An 18,496-nucleotide genomic window follows, 5' to 3' on the forward strand; every position below is an offset into this window, starting at 1 on the left:
GCGGATGCGGGGCAAAAACGATTCGATCCGGGTAGTTGCCAAAATGAGAATGACTAGCATCTTCCTCCATGCAACTGCCTGCCCCCAGCGCCTGGGCCAACCCCGGTCCGGGCCTTAGCAATGAGAAGACGTTGAGCCATGGCCACTCCCAGCACCTCAACCGCAACACTGCTGCGCCAATCCCTGTCCCAGGCCCTCGACCTGCCCGCCGACCAGATTCCCCTGGAGGCGAACCTGATCGAATGGGGGCTGGACTCCGTCACCCTGATTCGCCTGGCCGGCCAATGGCGCCGCCACGGCCTGACCGCGCGGTTTGCCGACCTGATCGCCGATCCGCGGCTGTCAGCCTGGCTGGCCGTGCTCGATGCGGCGCCCCAAGCCCCGGCTACGGCCACCGCAGCCGCGGACGACGAGGAGCCTTTCGAACTGGCGCCGATGCAACACGCTTATTGGATCGGACGCGCCCCCGGCCAGCAGTTGGGCGGTGTGGCGGCGCACTTCTATAACGAATTCGATGGCCGCGACGTCGACCCGTCCCGCTTGGAAGCGGCCGTGCGGGCGCTGCTGGCACGCCACCCCATGTTGCGTGCGCAGTTTCTCGACGACGGCCGCCAGCGGATCCTCCCCCGCAGCCCTTGGCCAGGGTTGAAGGTGCACGACTTGCGCCAGGCCAGCGCCGAGCAACAGCAGCAACGGCTGGAGGCGTTGCGCGCGGAGTTATCCCACCGCCAGTTGGCCGTTGAACAAGGTCAGGTACTGGATATCCAGTTGTCCTTGCTGCCCGACGGGACGCGCCTGCACCTGAACCTCGACATGCTCGCCGCCGATGCCCTGAGCCTGCGCACCCTGCTCGGTGACCTGGTGCAGCTGTATCGCCAACAGCCCCTGGCCGCGCTGGACTACAGCTTCGCCCGCTACCTGGCCGACCTGCGCCGTGAACACGCCAGCCCCGTGCAACGTGCCCTTCATCAACAAGCTCGTGACTATTGGTTGCAGCGCCTGGACCCGTTGCCCGGCGCCCCGCGCTTGCCCATCAAGACCCAGGGCGACGATCGTCAGGTGCGGCGCCGTCACCATTGGCTGCCGCCGTCCCAGCGCCAGGCCTTCGAGCGCCATGCCCGGGAGCACGGCCTGACGCCGGCGATGGCCTTGGCGGCGGTGTTCTGTGAAGCCCTCGGCGCCTGGTGCGAGACGCCCGAGCTGCTGCTCAACCTGCCACTGTTCAATCGCACGCCACTGCATGCCGATGTCGAGCGCCTGGTCGGCGATTTCACCTCATCGATCCTGCTGGCTTGGGACGGCCACGTCACCGGCACTTTCGCCGCTCGCGCCACGGCCCTGCAACGGCGCTTCCACAGCGATGCGGCACACAGCGCGTTCTCCGGCCTGGAGGTGCTGCGCGAACTATCCCGGCAACGGGGTGAGCAAGTGCTGGCGCCGGTGGTGTACACCAGCGCCCTGGGGCTGGGGGAATTGTTCGCCGAGGGCGTGCAGGCGTGTTTCGGCCAACCGGCCTGGATCATTTCCCAAGGCCCGCAAGTGTGGCTCGACGCCCAGGTCACCGAGCTCGATGGCGGCATCCTGGTCAATCTCGACGCCCGTGAAGGGTTGTTCGCCGACGGTGTACTGGACGGTTTGTTCGAGGCTTATACCGGGCTGTTGCAGCGCCTGTGTTTTGAGTCTTCGGCCTGGAACCTGTCGCCTCCGGCGCTGATCCCCGCCAGCCAACTTGAGGTACGTAACGGCGTCCAAGGGCAGATAGCGGCCCTGCCGGTACGACGTCTGCACGAGGCCTTTTTTGCCCGGGCACGCCTGACCCCCACCCTGCCCGCGTTATTGCACGGCGATGGTCCCGTCATCCACTACGGCGAACTCGCCGAACGTGCTCTGCAAGTGGCGGCCTACCTGGAAGGCCAAGGCGTCCGGCGCGGCGACGTGGTGGCGTTGCAACTGCCCAAGGGGCCCGAGCAGGTGATCGCGGTGCTGGGCATCCTGGCGTGCAGCGCCACGTACCTGCCCATCAGCGTCGATCAACCGGCGACGCGTTGCCAGAAAATCTGCGATTCGTCGGGTGCCCGCTTGGTGCTCACGCAACTGCCCGCCGCCAGCACCGCGCTGGATGCCCCGCGGCCTGGAGCAGTCAGCGACCTGGCCTATATCCTCTATACCTCCGGCTCCACGGGTGAGCCCAAGGGCGTGGAAATCAGTCATCAGGCCGCCGCCAACACCCTGGAAGACCTGCAACGGCGCTTGCAACTGAACAGCGACGACCGAATCCTTGCGCTCTCGGCGCTGGAGTTCGACCTGTCGGTGTTCGACCTGTTTGCCGCGCTGTCGACCGGGGCGGCGGTGATCGGTATCGCGCCCGAGGCCCAGCGCGATGCCGGCCGCTGGCGTGAACTGGCCCTGCAGCATCGCGCCAGCGTGCTCAACTGCGTGCCGGCGTTGCTCGACATGCTGCTCGGCTGTGCCCCCGCCGATGCCAACCTGCCCCTGCGTGCGGTGTTGCTGGGCGGCGACAAAGTTGCTCCGGACCTGGCGCCACGGCTGTGGGCCCAAGCCCCCGGCTGCCGCTTCATGGCCCTGGGCGGTGCCACCGAAACCGCCATTCACTCGACCCTGTTCGAAGTGCTGCCCGGCCAACCCTTGCCCTGGCACTGCCTGCCCTATGGCACGCCACTGGATAACGTTCGCCTGCGCATCGTCAACCCGCACGGGCACGACTGCCCGGACTGGGTGGCCGGCGAACTGTGGATCGGCGGCGCCGGTGTTGCCGAGGGCTATCGCGGCGACCGGGTACGCACTGCTGAACGCTTTGTCGACTATCAAGGCCTGCGCTGGTACCGCACCGGCGACAGTGCGCGTTATCACCCCGACGGCAACGTCGAATTCCTCGGGCGCACCGACTTCCAGCTCAAACTGCACGGTTACCGCATCGAAGCCGGGGAAGTCGAAACCGCGTTGCTGGCCTGGCCAGGCATCGAGCAGGCGGTGGCGCTGCTGGCCGGCCAGCAATTGGCTGCGGTGGTGCGCCTGACGGACGGCCCCGCGACCCCCACACGCTTAGCCCCACCGGGCCTGGCCCAACATCTGGCCGAGCGTCTGCCGAGCTACATGATTCCCGGCACAATCCTGGGCTGCGCACAGCTGCCCTTGACCGGCAACGGCAAGGTGGATCGCAAAGTATTGACCGACTGGCTGGCGGCCAACAGCGCCCCCATGCAGGCCAACCTGTCCCCTCCCAGCGGCGACATCGAAACGCAGGTGGCGCTTGCTTGGCAGCAGTTGCTGGGCTGTGGTGAGGTTTGCCGTGAACACAACTTCTTTGCCCTGGGCGGTGATTCCCTGAGCGCCACCCGCCTGGTGCGTCTGCTTGCAGAGCAAGGGCTGGGGGGCGCGCGGATCGCCCAGGTCTTTTCCAAACCAGTGCTGGCGCACTTTTGTGCCGATTTGCATCGACAGGCCCAGGCCGAACCGCAACACACGATTGTGCCCGACCTGCCGCAACGCCATGCGCCTTTCCCAATGACCGAGGTGCAGCAAGCCTATTGGCTGGGTCGTGACCCGAGCCTGGTACTGGGCGGCGTGAGCTGCCACTTCTATCGCGAATACGACGTCGAGGACCTCGACCTGCCGCGCCTGCAGAACGCACTGGAGCGTTTGATCGAGCGTCACGAAATGCTCCGTGCGGTGTTCGATCAATGCGGCCAGGCCCGCATCCTGCCCCTGCAACAGCTGCCGTCCTTCGAAATTGGCCAGGGCTACGCCAACCTCGACGACTTGCGTGAACACTGTGCCCATCGCGTGTTCGATCCAGGCCAGTGGCCGCTGTTCGATGTGCAGGCCGTGGCCCACGGCCGGTACACGCGGTTGGCCATCAGCCTGGACAACCTGATCCTCGATGCCCTGAGCATCCTGCGCTTCTACGCAGAGCTCGATGCCTTGTACCGTGACCCCAGGTTGACGCTGCAGCCCCTGGAACTGTCGTTTCGTGACTATCAACTGCAATCCGCCGTGGACGAGGCCGAGCTGCAAGCCGCGCAACACTTCTGGCAAGAGCGTCTGCCTGAACTGCCGCCGCATCCGCAACTGCCACTGGCGGTTGACCCCGCCAGCATTGGCCAACCGCGCTTCGAACGCCTGCAAGGGCAAATCGACGCCCACGCCTGGGGAGCGATCCTGGCCAAGGCCCAACAGCATGGCCTCACCGCCTCTGCGGTACTGTTCTGCGCGTTTGCCGAAACCCTCGGTCGCTGGAGTGCGCGTCCCGACCTCAGCCTCAACCTCACGCTGTTCGATCGTCGTGCGCTGCATCCCCAGATTGATCAGGTCATGGGCGATTTCACCTCCCTCACGCTGCTCGGCTATGTACCGGTGCCCGGCGAACGCTGGGTCGACGGCGCCCGACGTACCCAGCGAACCCTGGGCGAAGCGCTGGAACATCGCTGCCTTGGCTCGGTCAGCCTGTTGCGGCAGCTGGCCCGGGGCAACGGCGAGCAACAGGTGAGCATGCCCGTGGTGTTCACCAGTGCGCTTGGGGTCCCGGATGGTACGGCCGCGCCGGTGGATGGGCCGTTTGCCCGGCAAGTCTTTGGCCTGACCCAGACCCCACAGGTCTGGCTCGACCATCAGGTGGTGGAAGCCAACGGCGGCATTGCCTTGAACTGGGACCGCGTGGTCGGCCTGTTTCCCGACGGTTTGGTCGAAGCAATGTTCGACGCCTACCTGTACAGCTTGAACTGGCTGGCCGAGCACACTTGGGACAGCCCACCGCCCGACCTGCTGCCCCCAGCCCAGGCGCAATTGCGCGCGCAGCTCAATGCCCCGGGCCCGAGCGTGCCGGGTGACCCGACCTTGCACCAGGGCTTCTTCGAACACGCACGCCAAGCGCCACAACGCCCGGCGCTGTTGTGGGGTGAGCACGGCACGCTCAGCTATGGCGAGTTGGCCGAGCAGGCGCTGCGCATTGCCCGCAGCCTGGCGGACGCGGGTGTCGTGCCGGGCGATCTGGTGGCTGTGTCCCTGGCCAAGGGGCCACGACAGATCGCCAGCGTGCTGGGCATCCTGGCCGCGGGTGCCGCGTACCTGCCGGTCGGTGTCGACCAACCGTTACAGCGTTGCCAACGCATTCTGCAACAGGCCGGCGTAGCGCTGATGCTGGCCGCGCATGACCCGCAACTGCCGAGCGTCAAACACCTTGATCCGCTCCAGGCGCTGGAAGCTGCACCGCTGTCGGCGCCGCTCGCCATCTCGGCCGCGGAGCTGGCCTACGTGATCTACACCTCCGGCTCCACTGGCCAGCCCAAGGGTGTGGAAATCACCCACCGCGCGGCGATGAACACCGTGGCCGAGATCAACCGCTGCTATGGCATCGACGCCAGCGACCGCACGCTGGCCCTGTCAGCACTGGATTTCGACCTGTCGGTGTACGACCTGTTCGGACTGCTGTCGGCGGGCGGTGCGCTGGTCTTGATCGAAGAAGACCAGCGCCGCGACGCCCGGGCCTGGCTCAAAGCGTTGCAGCACCACCGCGTGACGCTGTGGAACAGCGTGCCGGCCCTCCTGGACATGCTGCTGGAAGCCAACGCTCATGACCGCCAGCCACTGGACCTGAAGGTCGCGTTGCTGTCGGGCGACTGGATTGGCCTCGACCTGCCCCAGCGCCTGCGACAACAGGCTTCTGGCTGTCGCTTTATCGCCCTGGGCGGCGCCACTGAAGCGGCAATCTGGTCGAATCATTACCCCGTGGAGCAAGCACTGCCGGGTTGGCGCTCGATCCCCTACGGCGTGCCACTGGCCAACCAGGCCTACCGGGTGGTCGATGCCCTGGGCCGGGACTGCCCGGATTGGGTCACCGGTGAGCTGTGGATTGGTGGGGCCGGGGTCGCTCGCGGCTATCGCCACGCGCCACAGCTGAACGCCGAGCGCTTTGTCGATGGCTGGTACCGCACCGGCGACCTGGGCCGCTACCACCCCGATGGCCTGCTGGAATTTCTCGGGCGCGCCGACAGCCAGGTGAAGATTGGCGGCCATCGCATCGAGCTGGGCGAAATCGAGGCGGCCCTCGCCCGTCACCCCTGCGTAACCAAGGCCGTAGCGCTCGTCACGGACAACCGGCTGATGGCCGCCGTGACCGCCAGCACCGAGGCACAGGTCTTGGCACGACACCTGGAGCAGTGCCTGCCGGGGTACATGCGCCCGGAACAAATCCTCGTGCTGGAACGCTTGCCTCTGAGCAGCAACGGCAAGATCGATCGCCGGGCGCTGCAGGTCTCCTTGGCCGCCGCCCAGCCATGCGCCACGGTGGACGAACAACCGCTGGGGCCGGACGAACAAGTGATCGCCGAGCTCTGGCGGCAATTGCTCAACGTGCCGAGCGTGTCGCGCCACGACAACTTTTTCCGCCTCGGTGGCGACAGCCTCCTGGCCACGCGTTTTCTCGAAATGCTGCGTACCCGCCTCGGCCTTGAACTGCCCATGGGCCAGTTGTTCGGCGCCGCCACCTTGACGGAGGTGGCGCAGATCCTTGAGCGCCAGCCCAACTCGGACACCGTTGAAGAGGGCGTCATCTGATGCCCGCACAACCCTCTTTTTTCCAGGAGCTGTACCCATGCCCGCCGCCAAACTGCTAAGTGAACTCAAGTCCCTGGGCGTCGAACTCTGGCCCCAGGATGGACAACTGAAATTCCGCGCGCCCCAAGGCCTGCTCAATGCCGAGCGCCTCGCACAACTACGCGAGCACAAACAACAGATCCTGCACCTGCTCGAAACACAGGAACGGCCCCTGGTCCAGGCTGACCCGGCGAACCGCCACGCGCCCTTCCCGCTCACCGATGTACAGAACGCCTACCTCTTGGGCCGCCAATCTTCGTTTGGCTACGGCAACGTGGCCTGCCATGGCTACCTGGAACTGAGCTGGCCGCTGCTCGATCCACAGCGGGTGGAACAGGCGTGGAACCGTCTGATCGAGCGTCACGACATGCTGCGCGCGGTGATCGCCAGCGAGGGTTCGCAATGCGTCCTGGCCAACGTGCCCCATTACCCGCTGGCCGTCGCGGACCTGCGCGGGCGCTACTGGCGAAGAACAACAGCACGCCGTGCAACACATCCGCCAGGCCATGGAACAGAAGCTCTACCCCACAGATCAATGGCCGCTGTTCGAATTGCGCATGAGCCGCAGCGACAGTGGCGACACCCTGCATTTCTCCATGGACTCGCTGATTGCCGACTGGGCCAGCGCACAGTTGCTGTTCAACGAGTTGGAGCTGTTGCTGGACGATCCCCAGGCTACCCTGGATCCCCTGGACATCACCTTCCGCGACTACCTGCTGGCCGAGCGTGGCCTGCTCGAAGGCAGCCGCCATCAACGCGACCGCGAGTATTGGCTGGCGCGCGTCGATGATCTGCCCGCCGCACCGCAACTGCCGGCTCCCCTGAGCGGCGAAGACACGACCGTAGCGCGTTTCCAGCGGCACTCGGCCCAGTTCGATCAACCACACTGGAGCGCCCTGAAAAAAGCCGCCAGCGAACGCGGCCTGACCCCCCTCCATTGCAGTACTCGCTGCCTACGTCGGGACTTTGCAACGCTGGAGCCAGCGCCCCGCCTTCAGCCTCAACCTGACGCTGCTCAACCGCTTGCCACTGCACCCGCAGGTGGATCGGCTGGTGGGGGACTTCACCTCCGTCAGCCTGCTGCAGGTCAACGACCCTCAAGGCCAGGACTTCACCCAGCAGGCCCGGCAACTGGGCAGCCAATTGTTTGCCGACCTGGAGCACCGGCTGTTTTCCGGCATTGAAGTGATGCGTGAAATCGGCCGTCGGCGTGGCCGTGAAGCCGCAGCCATGCCCGTGGTGTTCACCAGCGCCATTGGCCTGGCGATCGAACCCCTGGCGGCCAGCCAGCGCCGGGTGGGCCACGGCATTACCCAGACCCCGCAAGTCACCCTCGACTGCCAGGTGATGGATGACCTCCACGGTTTGCACATCCATTGGGATGTGCGCCAAGGCGTGTTCCCCGACGGCTTGGTCAACGACATGCAGCAGGCGTTCCTGGCTCAGTTGCAGCGATTGGCCCTGGACCCGGTCGCCTGGGAACAACCGATGCAGGTGCCCCTGCCGGCCTGGCAACAAGGTGAGCGCCTGGCAGCGAATACCACCGCCGCGCCGCTGCCCACCGGTCGCTTGCAGGACGGCCTGCTGGCCATGGCCGAGGCACATCCGCAAGCGTTGGCGGTGATCGACGCCAGTGGCAGCCTGACCTACGCCGCACTCGTCGAACGCGCCCGTGCCGTCGCCGCCACCCTGTGCCAGGCCGGTTGCGCTGCCCAGGAACCGGTGGCGATCCTCATGCCCAAAGGCCTCGATCAGGTCGTGGCGGCCTACGGCGTATTGCTTGCCGGGGCTGCCTACCTGCCACTGGACAGCAACGCCCCGGCCGCCCGCCGCGATCGCGTGCTGCGCAGCGCCCAGGTGCGTCATGTCCTCGGCCAGTCCCAAAGTTTGCCCAATACGCCGCTGCCTGAGGGGGTGCACTGGCATGCGGTGGATCAACTGGCGCCCGCGTCGGCTGATTTCAAAGCGGCCGACGGCAGTCCCGATGATCTCGCCTACGTGATCTTCACCTCCGGCTCCACAGGCGATCCCAAAGGCGTGATGATCAGCCATCGCGCCGCCCTCAACACCGTGCAAGACATCAACCGACGCTTTCAACTCAGCGCCAAGGATCGCGTGCTGGGGTTGGCACAGTTGAGTTTCGACCTGTCGGTGTACGACCTCTTCGGTCCCCTCGCAGCGGGCGGTGCCCTGGTGCTGCCCGACCCGGCACGCGGCGCCGACCCGTCGCACTGGGCCGAGCTGGTGCAGCGTCACCAGGTGACGCTGTGGAACTCGGTGCCTGCGCAACTGCACATGCTCGCCCATTACCTGCATGCCGAGCCTCGGCCGCTGGACAGCCTGCGCCTGGCCTTGTTGTCCGGTGACTGGATCCCACTGAACCTGCCGCCGCAACTCCAACGGCTCTTGCCCGGCCTGGCCCTGGTAGGCCTCGGTGGCGCGACCGAAGCCTCGATCTGGTCCAACCTGCACCCGATCGGCGCGATTGACCCGGCGTGGCGCAGTATTCCCTATGGCCTGCCCTTGGCGAACCAGGGCTTTCGCGTGCTCGACAGCCAATGGCGCGACGCGCCGACCTGGGTGCCCGGCGACCTGTACATCAGCGGTGTCGGCCTGGCCCAGGGGTACCTCGGCGACCGGGCACTGAGCGAGGCGCGGTTCTTCGCCCATCCGGTGGATGGCCAGCGCCTGTATCGCACCGGCGATCGGGGTCGCTACCTGCCGGGTGGCGAACTGGAATTTCTCGGCCGTGAAGACGGCCAAGTGAAAATCCGTGGGCATCGGGTTGAACTGGGCGAGATCGACGCCGCATTGCTCGCCACCCCTGGCGTGGACAGCGCAGTCAGCCTGGTCACCGGTGACGAAACCGGCGAGCGTAGCCTGTTGGCGTTCGTTACCGCTGCGCGGACAACGCCAAAACCGCTGCCGGACGCGTCCTTGCTCACGACCATCAATCGTTACGCCGACAGCCAGGTCGGCACCTTTGACGCGCAACAGGTACGCGATTACCAGGCAGACCTCCGTGCCGCGGCATTGAGCTCGATGCTGGAGGTGATGCTCAAGGCCGGGCTGTTCAGCGGCGAGCTGGCCGAACCCGATGCCCCGGCCATTCTCAACGCCTTGCAGGCACAACCGCGTCATCACTGGCTGGTACGCCGCTGGCTGGGCTCGCTGTGCGATGCAGGCCTGGTGCAACTCGAACAATCGCGCTATCGCCTGGCGCAACCGGCACCCGAGCCGGCGCTGGCCTGGGGCCAGGTAGAACAGGCGGTCGCCTCGGGGCTGTGCAGCCAGGCGCTGTTCGACTATCAGCTCAACCATGTCTGGCAATTGCCGCAATTACTCAAGGGCGAGGTCAACCCGTTCGACCTGCTGTTCCCCCAAGGCCAACAGGACCTGGCGTTGCAGCTGTACGGCGGGGACGCCGTCTCGCGCTACAACAATCACAGCATCGCGGCCCTGATCAATCGCCTCGCCACGCACCATGACGGCGACGGCCCATTGCGCATCCTGGAAATCGGCGCCGGCACCGGCGCTACCAGCGCCCCCGTGATCGGCCTGCTCGATGGCTTGGATGTCGATTATTTGTTCACCGACATGACCGCTTTTTTCCTGCCGGCGGCCAAGCAACGGTTTGCCGAGCACGCCTGGGTGCGTTACGGCGTGCTGGACATCGACCAGGACATCCGGCCCCAAGGGCTGGCCAGCAACAGCGTCGATGTCGTGCTGTGCGCGGGCATGCTCAACAGCGTCAAGGACATCGACAGGGCCCTCGGCCAGATCACCGAACTGCTCAGCCCTGGTGGCTGGTTGGTGTTCAGCGAACCCACCGGCGAATGGCCGCCGATCCTGCTGACCCAGGGTTTCATGATGACGCCGGTCAACGGCGATCATGACCAGGGCCATAGCGGCTTGCACGACGCCGAAACCTGGCAGGCGCGGATCCAGGCTTTTGGAGGTGAGTGCCTGTCCGCCCTGCCCCAGGCCGATCACCCGCTGGCTGCCCTCGGCATGCAGGTGTTCGCCGCCCGTTTCAAGGCCGGATTCCAGCGCCTGGACGTCGACAGCCTGCGCCGCGCCCTGGCGCAGCGCTTGCCCGAGTACATGCTGCCGGCGCACCTGCAAGTGCTCGACCGCTTGCCATTGACCGCCAACGGCAAGGTCGACCGCAAGACCCTGGCCAGCTTGCGCCCCGCCGTTGATGCCCAGGTGTCCGCTGGCCAGGCGACGCCGAGCGATCCGCTCACCGCCGAGCTGTGCCGACTGTGGGCCGAGGCGTTGGGATTGACGCAGATTGGCGTCGACGACAGTTTTTACGAAAAAGGCGCCGACTCACTGATCCTCGCCCGCGTCGCCGGTCAACTGCGTGAACAACTGCCCCAGGCCCAGGGCTTGAGTTACGACACACTGCTGCGGCAGATGCTCAACGAGCCGAATGTGGCCGCCCTGGTGCGCCTGCTCAACCATGGCGAAACCGCGTCAGCCCCCACTCCGTCGAGCGGCGAAGCCCAGCGCTCGTCAAACAGCAATGCGTTGGTGGTGCCGTTTGGCGGTGGCGACGTCGGCCCGGTGCGGGTGATGTTCCACGCCGCCCTCGGCACCCTGGATTACTTCCAACACCTGGGGCGCGCCCTGGCCGAGCAACAGGCCGGGCCGGTGATCGGCTTTGCCGTGGCCGACACCGAGCGTTACCTGGCCCTGGAGCCCAAGCGCCTGATCGAAAGCGTGGCCCAGGACTACGCCGAACGCTTGATCGCCGACGGTCATCAGCGCTTCCAGTTGATCGGTTACTGCCTCGGCGGGCTGCTCGCCACCGAGGTCGCCCGGCGCCTGCTCGAACGCGGCATGGACGTGGTGGACCTGAGCCTGATCGACAGCATTCCGATGTTCATCGACACCGACGAAGAGCTGGCCTATGAGGCGATCTTCGTGCCCAACCTGAACCTGGACCCGGTTAAAACCGTGTTCGGCGCACACATTGAGGACTACGACGTGTACCGCGCCATCGACCTGCTGATGGCCCGTGACAATCGCCGCGTGCCGGCCGGGGCCATGGCGTCCTTGAGCGGCGATCCGGGCCTGGAAGCCCTGGCGCTGGCGGTGCAACAACAATCGGCGCGCAGCCAGGAAGAACGCCTGGCCGAGTACGCGCGCCTGGCGTCGGGCCAGGCCGGGGTGCCCATTGGCCCGGAACTGGTGCCAACACTGTTTCGCGTGTGCCGCCACAGCATGCGCGCGGCACGGTTCGACCCGCCGCCGTTCCTCGGCAACATGACCTACCTGCGCTGCCTGGAACAGCAATCGTTCGGCATCACCGGCGGCGTTGGCCACCTGGCGGCACCGTTCTGGGAAGACGCGTGCCTGGGGCGGTTCGACTTGATCGACGTGCCCGGCAACCATTTCAGCGTGATCGAACCACCCCACGTCCACACCGTCACCGCGCACCTGCTGGACGCCCTACGGAAAAACTCATGACGAGCGCTTTGGATACCCTGAAACGTCCGGTGAACCGCCTGATCCGTCTCGGCGTGGTGTTTGCCGCGGTCGGCGCGCTGGTCAACCTGGTGCCCTTCATCGGCCTGACCGAGCTGGGCCGATTGCTGCTGGCCGGCAGCGTCGACGCTCAATCCTTGTGGCGCTGGGCGGCGCTGGTGGTGATTGCCTTGAGCCTGGGCTGGATGGCCAACGGCGTGGCCTTGTGGTTGACCCACCTGGCGGACCACCGCCTGCAGGCGAGCCTGCGCGAAGCCATGGTACGCAAGCTGGGGCGCGTGCCCCTGGGCTGGTACACCGACACCACCTCGGGCGCGGTGCGCAAAGTGGTGCAGGACGATCTGGAAGACCTGCATCACCTGGTCGCCCACCATGCGGTGGAACTCACCGCGGCCATCGTCACGCCCGTGGCCGGTCTGGTGTGGCTGGTCACGCTGAACTGGCGCCTGGCGCTGCTGGCCGTGCTGACCTTGCCGGTGTATGCAGTGGCCTACGCCCTGATGATGCGCGGCTTCGGCGCGAAGATGCAGTTGCTGGACAAAAGCATGAGCCGAGTCAGTGCCGCGATCGTCGAGTTTGTCCACGGCATTGCCGTGGTCAAGGCGTTCGGCCAGGTGGGCCAGGCTCATCGCAGCTATCAACAGGCGGTCAACCAGTTCAGCGAGCAATACGCCGGCTGGGTCAAGCCGCTGCTGCGCCTGGAAGCGTTTTCCTCCATGGCCTTGAGCGTTCCGGTGATCCTGCTGGTGAGCCTGGGGGCGGGTAGCCTGTTGCTGGCCGAAGGTTGGATCACGCCGCTGCAATTATTCGCCGAAACCTTGGTGGCGGTGGTGATTCCGCAGTCACTGTTGGTGATCAATCAGAGCCTGACCGCCCAACGCACCGCCCTGGCGGCCGCCGACCGCATCGAAGCGCTGCTCAAGGTCGACGAGCTGCCCGCGCCCAACGTGAGCAAGCAGCCCCAGGGCAGCGACATCACCTTTGAGCGCGTGCAGTTCGGCTACGACCCCGAGCACCCGATCCTTAACGGCGTGGATCTGTACTGCCCGGCCGGCAGCGTGACCGCCCTGGTCGGCGCATCCGGCGCGGGCAAATCGACCCTGGCCAAACTGGTGCCGCGCTTCCATGACGTCAACGCCGGCTGCGTGCGGGTGGGCGGTGTCGATGTGCGAGAAATCGATCCGCGCCAGCTGTATCGGCAAGTCGGTTTCGTCTTGCAAGACGCGCAACTGGTGCACGGGACCGTGGCCGATAACCTGCGCCTGGGCCGCCCCGACGCCAGCGACGCCGAGATGGAGATGGCGGCTCGTTCGGCGCAGATTCACCCGCGCATCCAGGCCCTGCCCCGAGGCTATCAGTCGGTGATCGGCGAGGATGCGATTTTCTCCGGCGGTGAAGCGCAACGCCTGTCCATCGCCCGCACGCTGTTGGCCGATACGCCGGTGCTGATCCTCGACGAGGCCACCTCCCACGCCGACCCCGAATCCGAAGCGTTGATCCAGGACGCCTTGTCGGCCCTGGCCCGGGGTCGCACGGTGCTGGTAATCGCGCACCGCCTGGCCAGTATCAGCGGCGTCGACCAGATCGTTGTCCTCGATCAGGGCCGAGTGCTTGAAAGCGGTCGTCACGAATCCCTGCTTCAGGCCGACGGTGCCTATGCCCGCCTGTGGCGCGCCGGCGCCAAGCACTCCCTCCCCGAGCTGGAGATGTCCCTGTGATCCGCAGCCTTGTCACTTTACTGGGGCCGGCACATGCCGCAGGCCTCTACCGATACCTCGCGTGGCTGGTGACCAGCGCCGTGCTGCAAGGCCTGGCCGTAGCGTTCCTGGTGCCGATCCTGCACGCGCTGTTTGCCGGTGATCATCCCACGGCGATCGCTTGGCTAGCCGGCCTGGCGGCGATGGCCGTGCTAACGTGCGTTGCCCATTACCAGCAGGCGATGAAGGGCTTTGCGCTCGCGCTAGTCGTGCTGACCACCTTGCATGATCGTCTCGGCCAACACCTGGTCAACCTGCCCCTGGGCTGGTTTAACTCGGAGAAAGTCGGGCGTCTGTCGCGCAGTGCCACCAGCGGCACGTTGATGGTCACCGGTTTATTTGCCCATTACCTGGGGCCGGTGGTGTCCGGGGTGGTGGTACCAGCCACCGTCGCGCTGACCTTGTTCATCTTCGACTGGCGCCTGGGCCTGACCGCCTTGCTGTGCGCGCCGCTGATCTACTTCACCCATCACTGGTCCGCCGCGGCCATCGGCAGCAACGATGCCCGGGTCGAAGCCGCCGCGACCCTGGCCGGTAACCGCGTGGTGGAGTTCGCCCGCTACCAGCAAGTGCTGCGCGCCTTTGGCCGGACCCAGGACGGCTATGCGCCCTTACAGGCGGCCAACCTGGCGCAGAAACAGGCCGGCGGTTCGATGTTGTCCCAGACCTTTCCCAAATTGCTGGCCGGCGGCCTGACCGTGCAACTGGCCTTCGCGTTGCTGGTGGGCGTGGGCATCGCTCTCGCCGCCCGAGGCGACATCGACGCCATCCAGCTGGTCGCCCTGCTCGCCCTGGCGGCCCGATTTGTCGGGCCATTGGCCGAGGCGGCGGCGCGCAGCGGGCTGTTGCGCATGGCCGGTAATGACCTGGAGCAACTGGTCGGCATCCTGCGCGAGTCGCCACTGCCGCAACCCGCTGTCAGTCAGCCGTTGACCGCTCCTGGCAGCTTTGCCTTTGAACACGTCAACTTCGCCTACGCCAGCGGCCCGACGGTACTGCGCGACCTGACATTCACGGCACCGGCCCATTCGATGACAGCGATTGTCGGCGCCTCGGGCTCGGGCAAGACCACCATCACGCGCCTGCTCATGCGCTTTTTCGATGCGACCGAGGGCCGCGTCAAGGTCGGTGGCGTCGATGTGCGCGAACTGTCCAACGAAGCCTTGATGGCGCAACTGTCGCTGGTGATGCAGGACGTCTACCTGTTCGACGACAGCCTCGAAGCCAACATCCGTGTCGGCAGGCCGGACGCCAACGCGCAGCAGGTGGCTGAAGCGGCGAGGCTGGCCGGCGTCGATGAAATCGTTGCGCGCCTGCCCCAGGGCTGGCACACCCAGGTGGGCGAAGGCGGCGCGGCATTGTCTGGCGGCGAACGCCAGCGGGTGTCCCTGGCCAGGGCGCTGCTCAAGGGCGCTCCGATCGTGCTGCTGGATGAAGCCACTGCCGCCCTGGATCCGCACAACGAAGCCTTTGTACAAGCGGCGATTCGTCGCCTGAAGCAAAGCTCGACGGTGCTGGTCATCGCCCATCGCCTGCCGACCATCATGGCCGCTGACCAGATTCTGGTGCTCGACCACGGCCGCCTGGTGGAAGCAGGCACACACTCGCAACTGCTGGCCCTCGACGGGCGTTACACCGGGTTCTGGCGAGATCGCCAGCGTGCCGGCGGCTGGCGCCTGAATGCGCAGGCCCAGCCATGCTGATCGGGGTCCTGGGTGCCAGTGGCGATGTCGGTCTGGCCAGCGCTCGGGCGCTGTTGAGCTTGGGCGTGAACGAACTGCGCCTGGGCGGGCGTGACCCACGCAGCGGTGCCCACTGCCTGGCATCGCTCCAGCAGCAATGGCCCGACGCACGCCTGCAATGGACAGCGGTGGACTTCAATGATGCCCCTGCCCTGGCCGGGTTCGCCCGTGGCTGCGATGTGCTGCTCAACTGCGCCGGCCCCGCCTGGCGATTGGGAGATCGTGCCGCCCGGGCGGCGCTGCAAGCCGATGCGCATTACGTGGATGCCGCCGGCGAGATGACGCTTGAGCCGAGCCAGTGGCCCAACCGTTGCGCCGTCCTCGGTGCGGGCCTGCAACCAGGCCTTACCGGCTTGCTTCCACGTTGGCTGGCCGAGCGGGCCTTCACCCAGGTCCAGGGCCTGACCAGCTATTTCGGCCTGCGTGCCCCATTCACCGCCGTGGCCGCCGACGACTTCCTGCAAGGAGCGGTGGATGGCACCAGCGAGCCCCTGGCGGCATGGCGCAACGGCCGTTGCAGCCGGGCGCTGCGCCGCAGCCGGGACGTGGTGCTGCCGTGTTTCCCCGGCCAGGTTCACGTGCTGCCCTATTTGAATCAGGAAGGCGAACGCCTGGCCATGGACCTGAGCCTGGATGTCGGCCAGTGGTTCAACGTGATCACCGACGGACATGTGCTCAAGGCGCTGGACCTGGCCCACAGCCTGCCGCGCGCCGAAGCGGTGCAGCGCTTGTGCGAGGCCAGCCTGCTGGACCTCAGCGGCCAGGCCCCGTTCGTCACGTTGCTGCTGCAACTCGACGGGCAGTGGGACGGCCAGGCGCGCACTCGCAGCCTGGTGCTCAGTGGTGCAGGCAATGCGGCGCTGACCGGTGCAATGGCCGCCGCCACGGTGGTCAGCGTGGCGAACGGTGAAATCAGTGCCGGCTGCCATTACGCCGCCCAGGTGTTGCCACCCGCCGCCAGCCTTGAACGCCTGCAACGCACCGCGGCGATCCTTGCGCTGAACCTGCTGCACGGCCCGCTCGAACACCTGCACACCGTTGAAGAAGGTTGCCTATGAACAGCGCCCTGAATGAACTCGAACACGTGAGCCTGGGCGTGATGGCCCAAGTGTTGCTGCACACCGGGGCCTTGCCGTTGCAGGTCTGGCGCAGCGCCGTGCAGATCAACCACGCCTTGGGCACGGCCCCCCGCCATGCCTGGATTGTGCGGCGCTGGCTGGCGGCGCTGACCCGGCGCCGGTGCGCTGGGCGAAGACGCCGGACGCCTCGCCTGGCAAGGCACGCCACCCACAGCCGCGATCGAAAACTTGCCCGGGCTGTACGCCGAACTCGGCTTCCCGGCCAGCATGGCGCCCCTGCACAGCCAGGTCATTGAGTGCCTGCCCGACCTGTTGCGCGATCAACTTGCCCTGAAACCGTTGCTCCTGCAATCGGGCGACCCCGTCGCGGTGTTGGGTGCCTACCAGCACAACCGCTTCACCGCAGCGATCAATCAGGCCCTCGCCGCTCGGGCAAGCGAAGTCCGTGCCCGCGGCGATGTGCTGCGGGTGCTGGAATTGGGCGGCGGCGCCGCCTGCACCACCCACGCCGTGTTGGCAACGTTGCAAGCACACGAAAAGGACTATCGCTTTACCGACATCAGTACGCTTTTCACCGGGGCGGCCCAGCGTCAGTTTCGCCTGGAGCCGGGGATGCATTTCGCCTTGCTCGACCTGGACCGAGGCTTCGCAGAGCAAGGCATCGAGGCCCGCAGCCAGGACCTGGTGATCGCCGGCAATGTGCTGCACAACGCCCGCGATCTGCCCCAAAGCCTCGGGCAGATTCGCGCCTGCCTGCGGGACGGCGGAAGCTTGTTGTTCAGCGAGTCCATCGCGGACAACCCGGCGATGCTGACCTTCATGCACCTGCTGTTGTCACCGCCTGCCGATGCGCCGCTGCGCGATACCGATGAAGCGTTCATCCCGCCTGATGCATGGCGCCATGTCTTGCAAGCCCAGGGTTTCCAATTACTCGAAGTATGGCCCACGGCAACCGACCCGCTGGCGGCCGCCGGGCAACGTTTGTTTCACGCCGTAGGAGTTTCATCATGACGCTGCACGTTGATACCCTGCTGATTGAGCTGCCGGGCTGCACGCTCCCGTGGCATTTGCCTGCCCTGACTGACCTGGGCATACATCAACGCTCTCCGGCACGCCTGTTGGCGGTCATCGAACGCCAACGCCCCGCCGTGGCGGTCATGAACGCCGAACAGCTGGAACGGCTGCTGGACTTCCCCGCCCTGCCGTTGACCGACCTGAGTCACCTGGAACAGGTGCTGTTCGTCACGGCGCAACCGGGCGATTGGCAACTCGCCGAGCGGGCGGCGGCACAGCTCAATTGTCGTGTCCAGGGGTTTACGGATGCCCTTGGGGAATGGCGCGACCTGGCCAGCGTCAAACTCGAACATCAACGTTGGCGCGAGCGTGCCCTCGGGCATCCCGACGTGAGCTGCGTCGCGCTGCATGGCCAGACCTTGTTCGTCGTGCCTCACCCTTGCGAGGCCGCATGGGTCGAGGATTACCTCGATGCGACCGAAGCGGCCCTCGACCAGCAGTTTTCCAGCGAGCAACTCGTCGAAGCGGTACGGCTCAATGATCGGCTTGGCCACGCCGCGTTGCTGTCGATGCTCAACGGCCTGGACCATTGCGGCCTGTTGCCCGCACCGTTGAACGACGTCGCCCAGGGGCTGGCCCATGGGGGCATCGCGCCGGGGCACCGGCCGCTGATCGCGCGCTGGCTGGACGTGTTGCAAGGGCAAGGTCTGTTGAGTCGGGAAGGCACCCGACTGCACCCCCACCCTCGACGCCAGCGCCTGGAGCGATGAAGCCCTCGAAGGTATCTGGTCGCAACTGA

General features: G+C 66.3%; 10 protein-coding genes and 1 pseudogene. 10 read left to right on the forward strand and 1 reads right to left on the reverse strand.

The window, feature by feature from the left end; all coding sequences use genetic code 11:
• Positions 1-138 precede the first annotated feature (138 nt).
• Both PSH84_RS19040 and PSH84_RS19045 read left to right on the forward strand, forming a co-directional pair.
• On the forward strand, positions 139-6,573 hold the full coding sequence (locus PSH84_RS19040) for a non-ribosomal peptide synthetase (RefSeq protein WP_305481564.1): 6,435 nt from the start codon (positions 139-141) through the stop codon (positions 6,571-6,573).
• Positions 6,574-6,610: 37 nt separating this feature from the next.
• Positions 6,611-6,709: pseudogene (locus PSH84_RS19045) on the forward strand (TubC N-terminal docking domain-related protein); the annotation flags it as partial.
• A 21-nt stretch (positions 6,710-6,730) separates the two neighbouring features.
• On the opposite strand, the gene PSH84_RS19050 reads toward PSH84_RS19045, so the two are convergent.
• On the reverse strand, positions 6,731-6,976 hold the full coding sequence (locus PSH84_RS19050) for a hypothetical protein (protein ID WP_305481565.1): 246 nt from the start codon (positions 6,974-6,976) through the stop codon (positions 6,731-6,733).
• A gap of 121 nt (positions 6,977-7,097) precedes the next feature.
• On the opposite strand from PSH84_RS19050, the gene PSH84_RS19055 reads away from it, so the two are divergent.
• The 8 genes from PSH84_RS19055 (at position 7,098) to PSH84_RS19090 (ending at position 18,467) form a co-directional block, all read left to right on the forward strand.
• Entirely contained in the window at positions 7,098-7,796 is a 699-nt protein-coding gene (locus PSH84_RS19055) for a condensation domain-containing protein (RefSeq protein ID WP_305481566.1), read from the forward strand.
• 406 nt (positions 7,797-8,202) lie between these two features.
• Positions 8,203-12,087, forward strand: a complete 3,885-nt coding sequence (locus tag PSH84_RS19060; protein ID WP_305483183.1) for an amino acid adenylation domain-containing protein — start codon at positions 8,203-8,205, stop codon at positions 12,085-12,087.
• Positions 12,084-13,823 carry an ABC transporter ATP-binding protein gene (locus PSH84_RS19065; RefSeq protein WP_305481567.1) on the forward strand — a complete coding sequence of 580 codons (1,740 nt, stop codon included), beginning with the start codon at positions 12,084-12,086 and terminating at the stop codon, positions 13,821-13,823. The genes PSH84_RS19060 and PSH84_RS19065 overlap by 4 nt, the downstream gene beginning before the upstream one ends.
• On the forward strand, positions 13,820-15,565 hold the full coding sequence (locus PSH84_RS19070; RefSeq protein ID WP_305481568.1) for an ABC transporter ATP-binding protein: 1,746 nt from the start codon (positions 13,820-13,822) through the stop codon (positions 15,563-15,565). The genes PSH84_RS19065 and PSH84_RS19070 overlap by 4 nt, the downstream gene beginning before the upstream one ends.
• The gene (locus PSH84_RS19075; RefSeq protein WP_305481569.1) at positions 15,559-16,662 is read left to right on the forward strand and encodes a saccharopine dehydrogenase NADP-binding domain-containing protein; all 1,104 of its coding nucleotides are present in this window, start codon (positions 15,559-15,561) and stop codon (positions 16,660-16,662) included. The genes PSH84_RS19070 and PSH84_RS19075 overlap by 7 nt, the downstream gene beginning before the upstream one ends.
• Positions 16,659-16,979 (forward strand): hypothetical protein, encoded by a 321-nt coding sequence (locus PSH84_RS19080; RefSeq protein ID WP_305481570.1) that lies wholly within the window; start codon positions 16,659-16,661, stop codon positions 16,977-16,979. Before PSH84_RS19075 ends, PSH84_RS19080 begins: the two co-directional genes overlap by 4 nt.
• Positions 16,912-17,694 carry a class I SAM-dependent methyltransferase gene (locus PSH84_RS19085; RefSeq protein WP_305481571.1) on the forward strand — a complete coding sequence of 261 codons (783 nt, stop codon included), beginning with the start codon at positions 16,912-16,914 and terminating at the stop codon, positions 17,692-17,694. The genes PSH84_RS19080 and PSH84_RS19085 overlap by 68 nt, the downstream gene beginning before the upstream one ends.
• A complete protein-coding gene (locus tag PSH84_RS19090) occupies positions 17,691-18,467 on the forward strand; it encodes an acyl-CoA synthetase family protein (RefSeq protein ID WP_305481572.1) in 777 nt (258 codons plus the stop codon). Before PSH84_RS19085 ends, PSH84_RS19090 begins: the two co-directional genes overlap by 4 nt.
• Positions 18,468-18,496 lie beyond the last annotated feature (29 nt).

The sequence above is a fragment of the Pseudomonas beijingensis genome, from assembly GCF_030687295.1.
In the GTDB taxonomy this organism is placed as follows: domain Bacteria; phylum Pseudomonadota; class Gammaproteobacteria; order Pseudomonadales; family Pseudomonadaceae; genus Aquipseudomonas; species Aquipseudomonas beijingensis.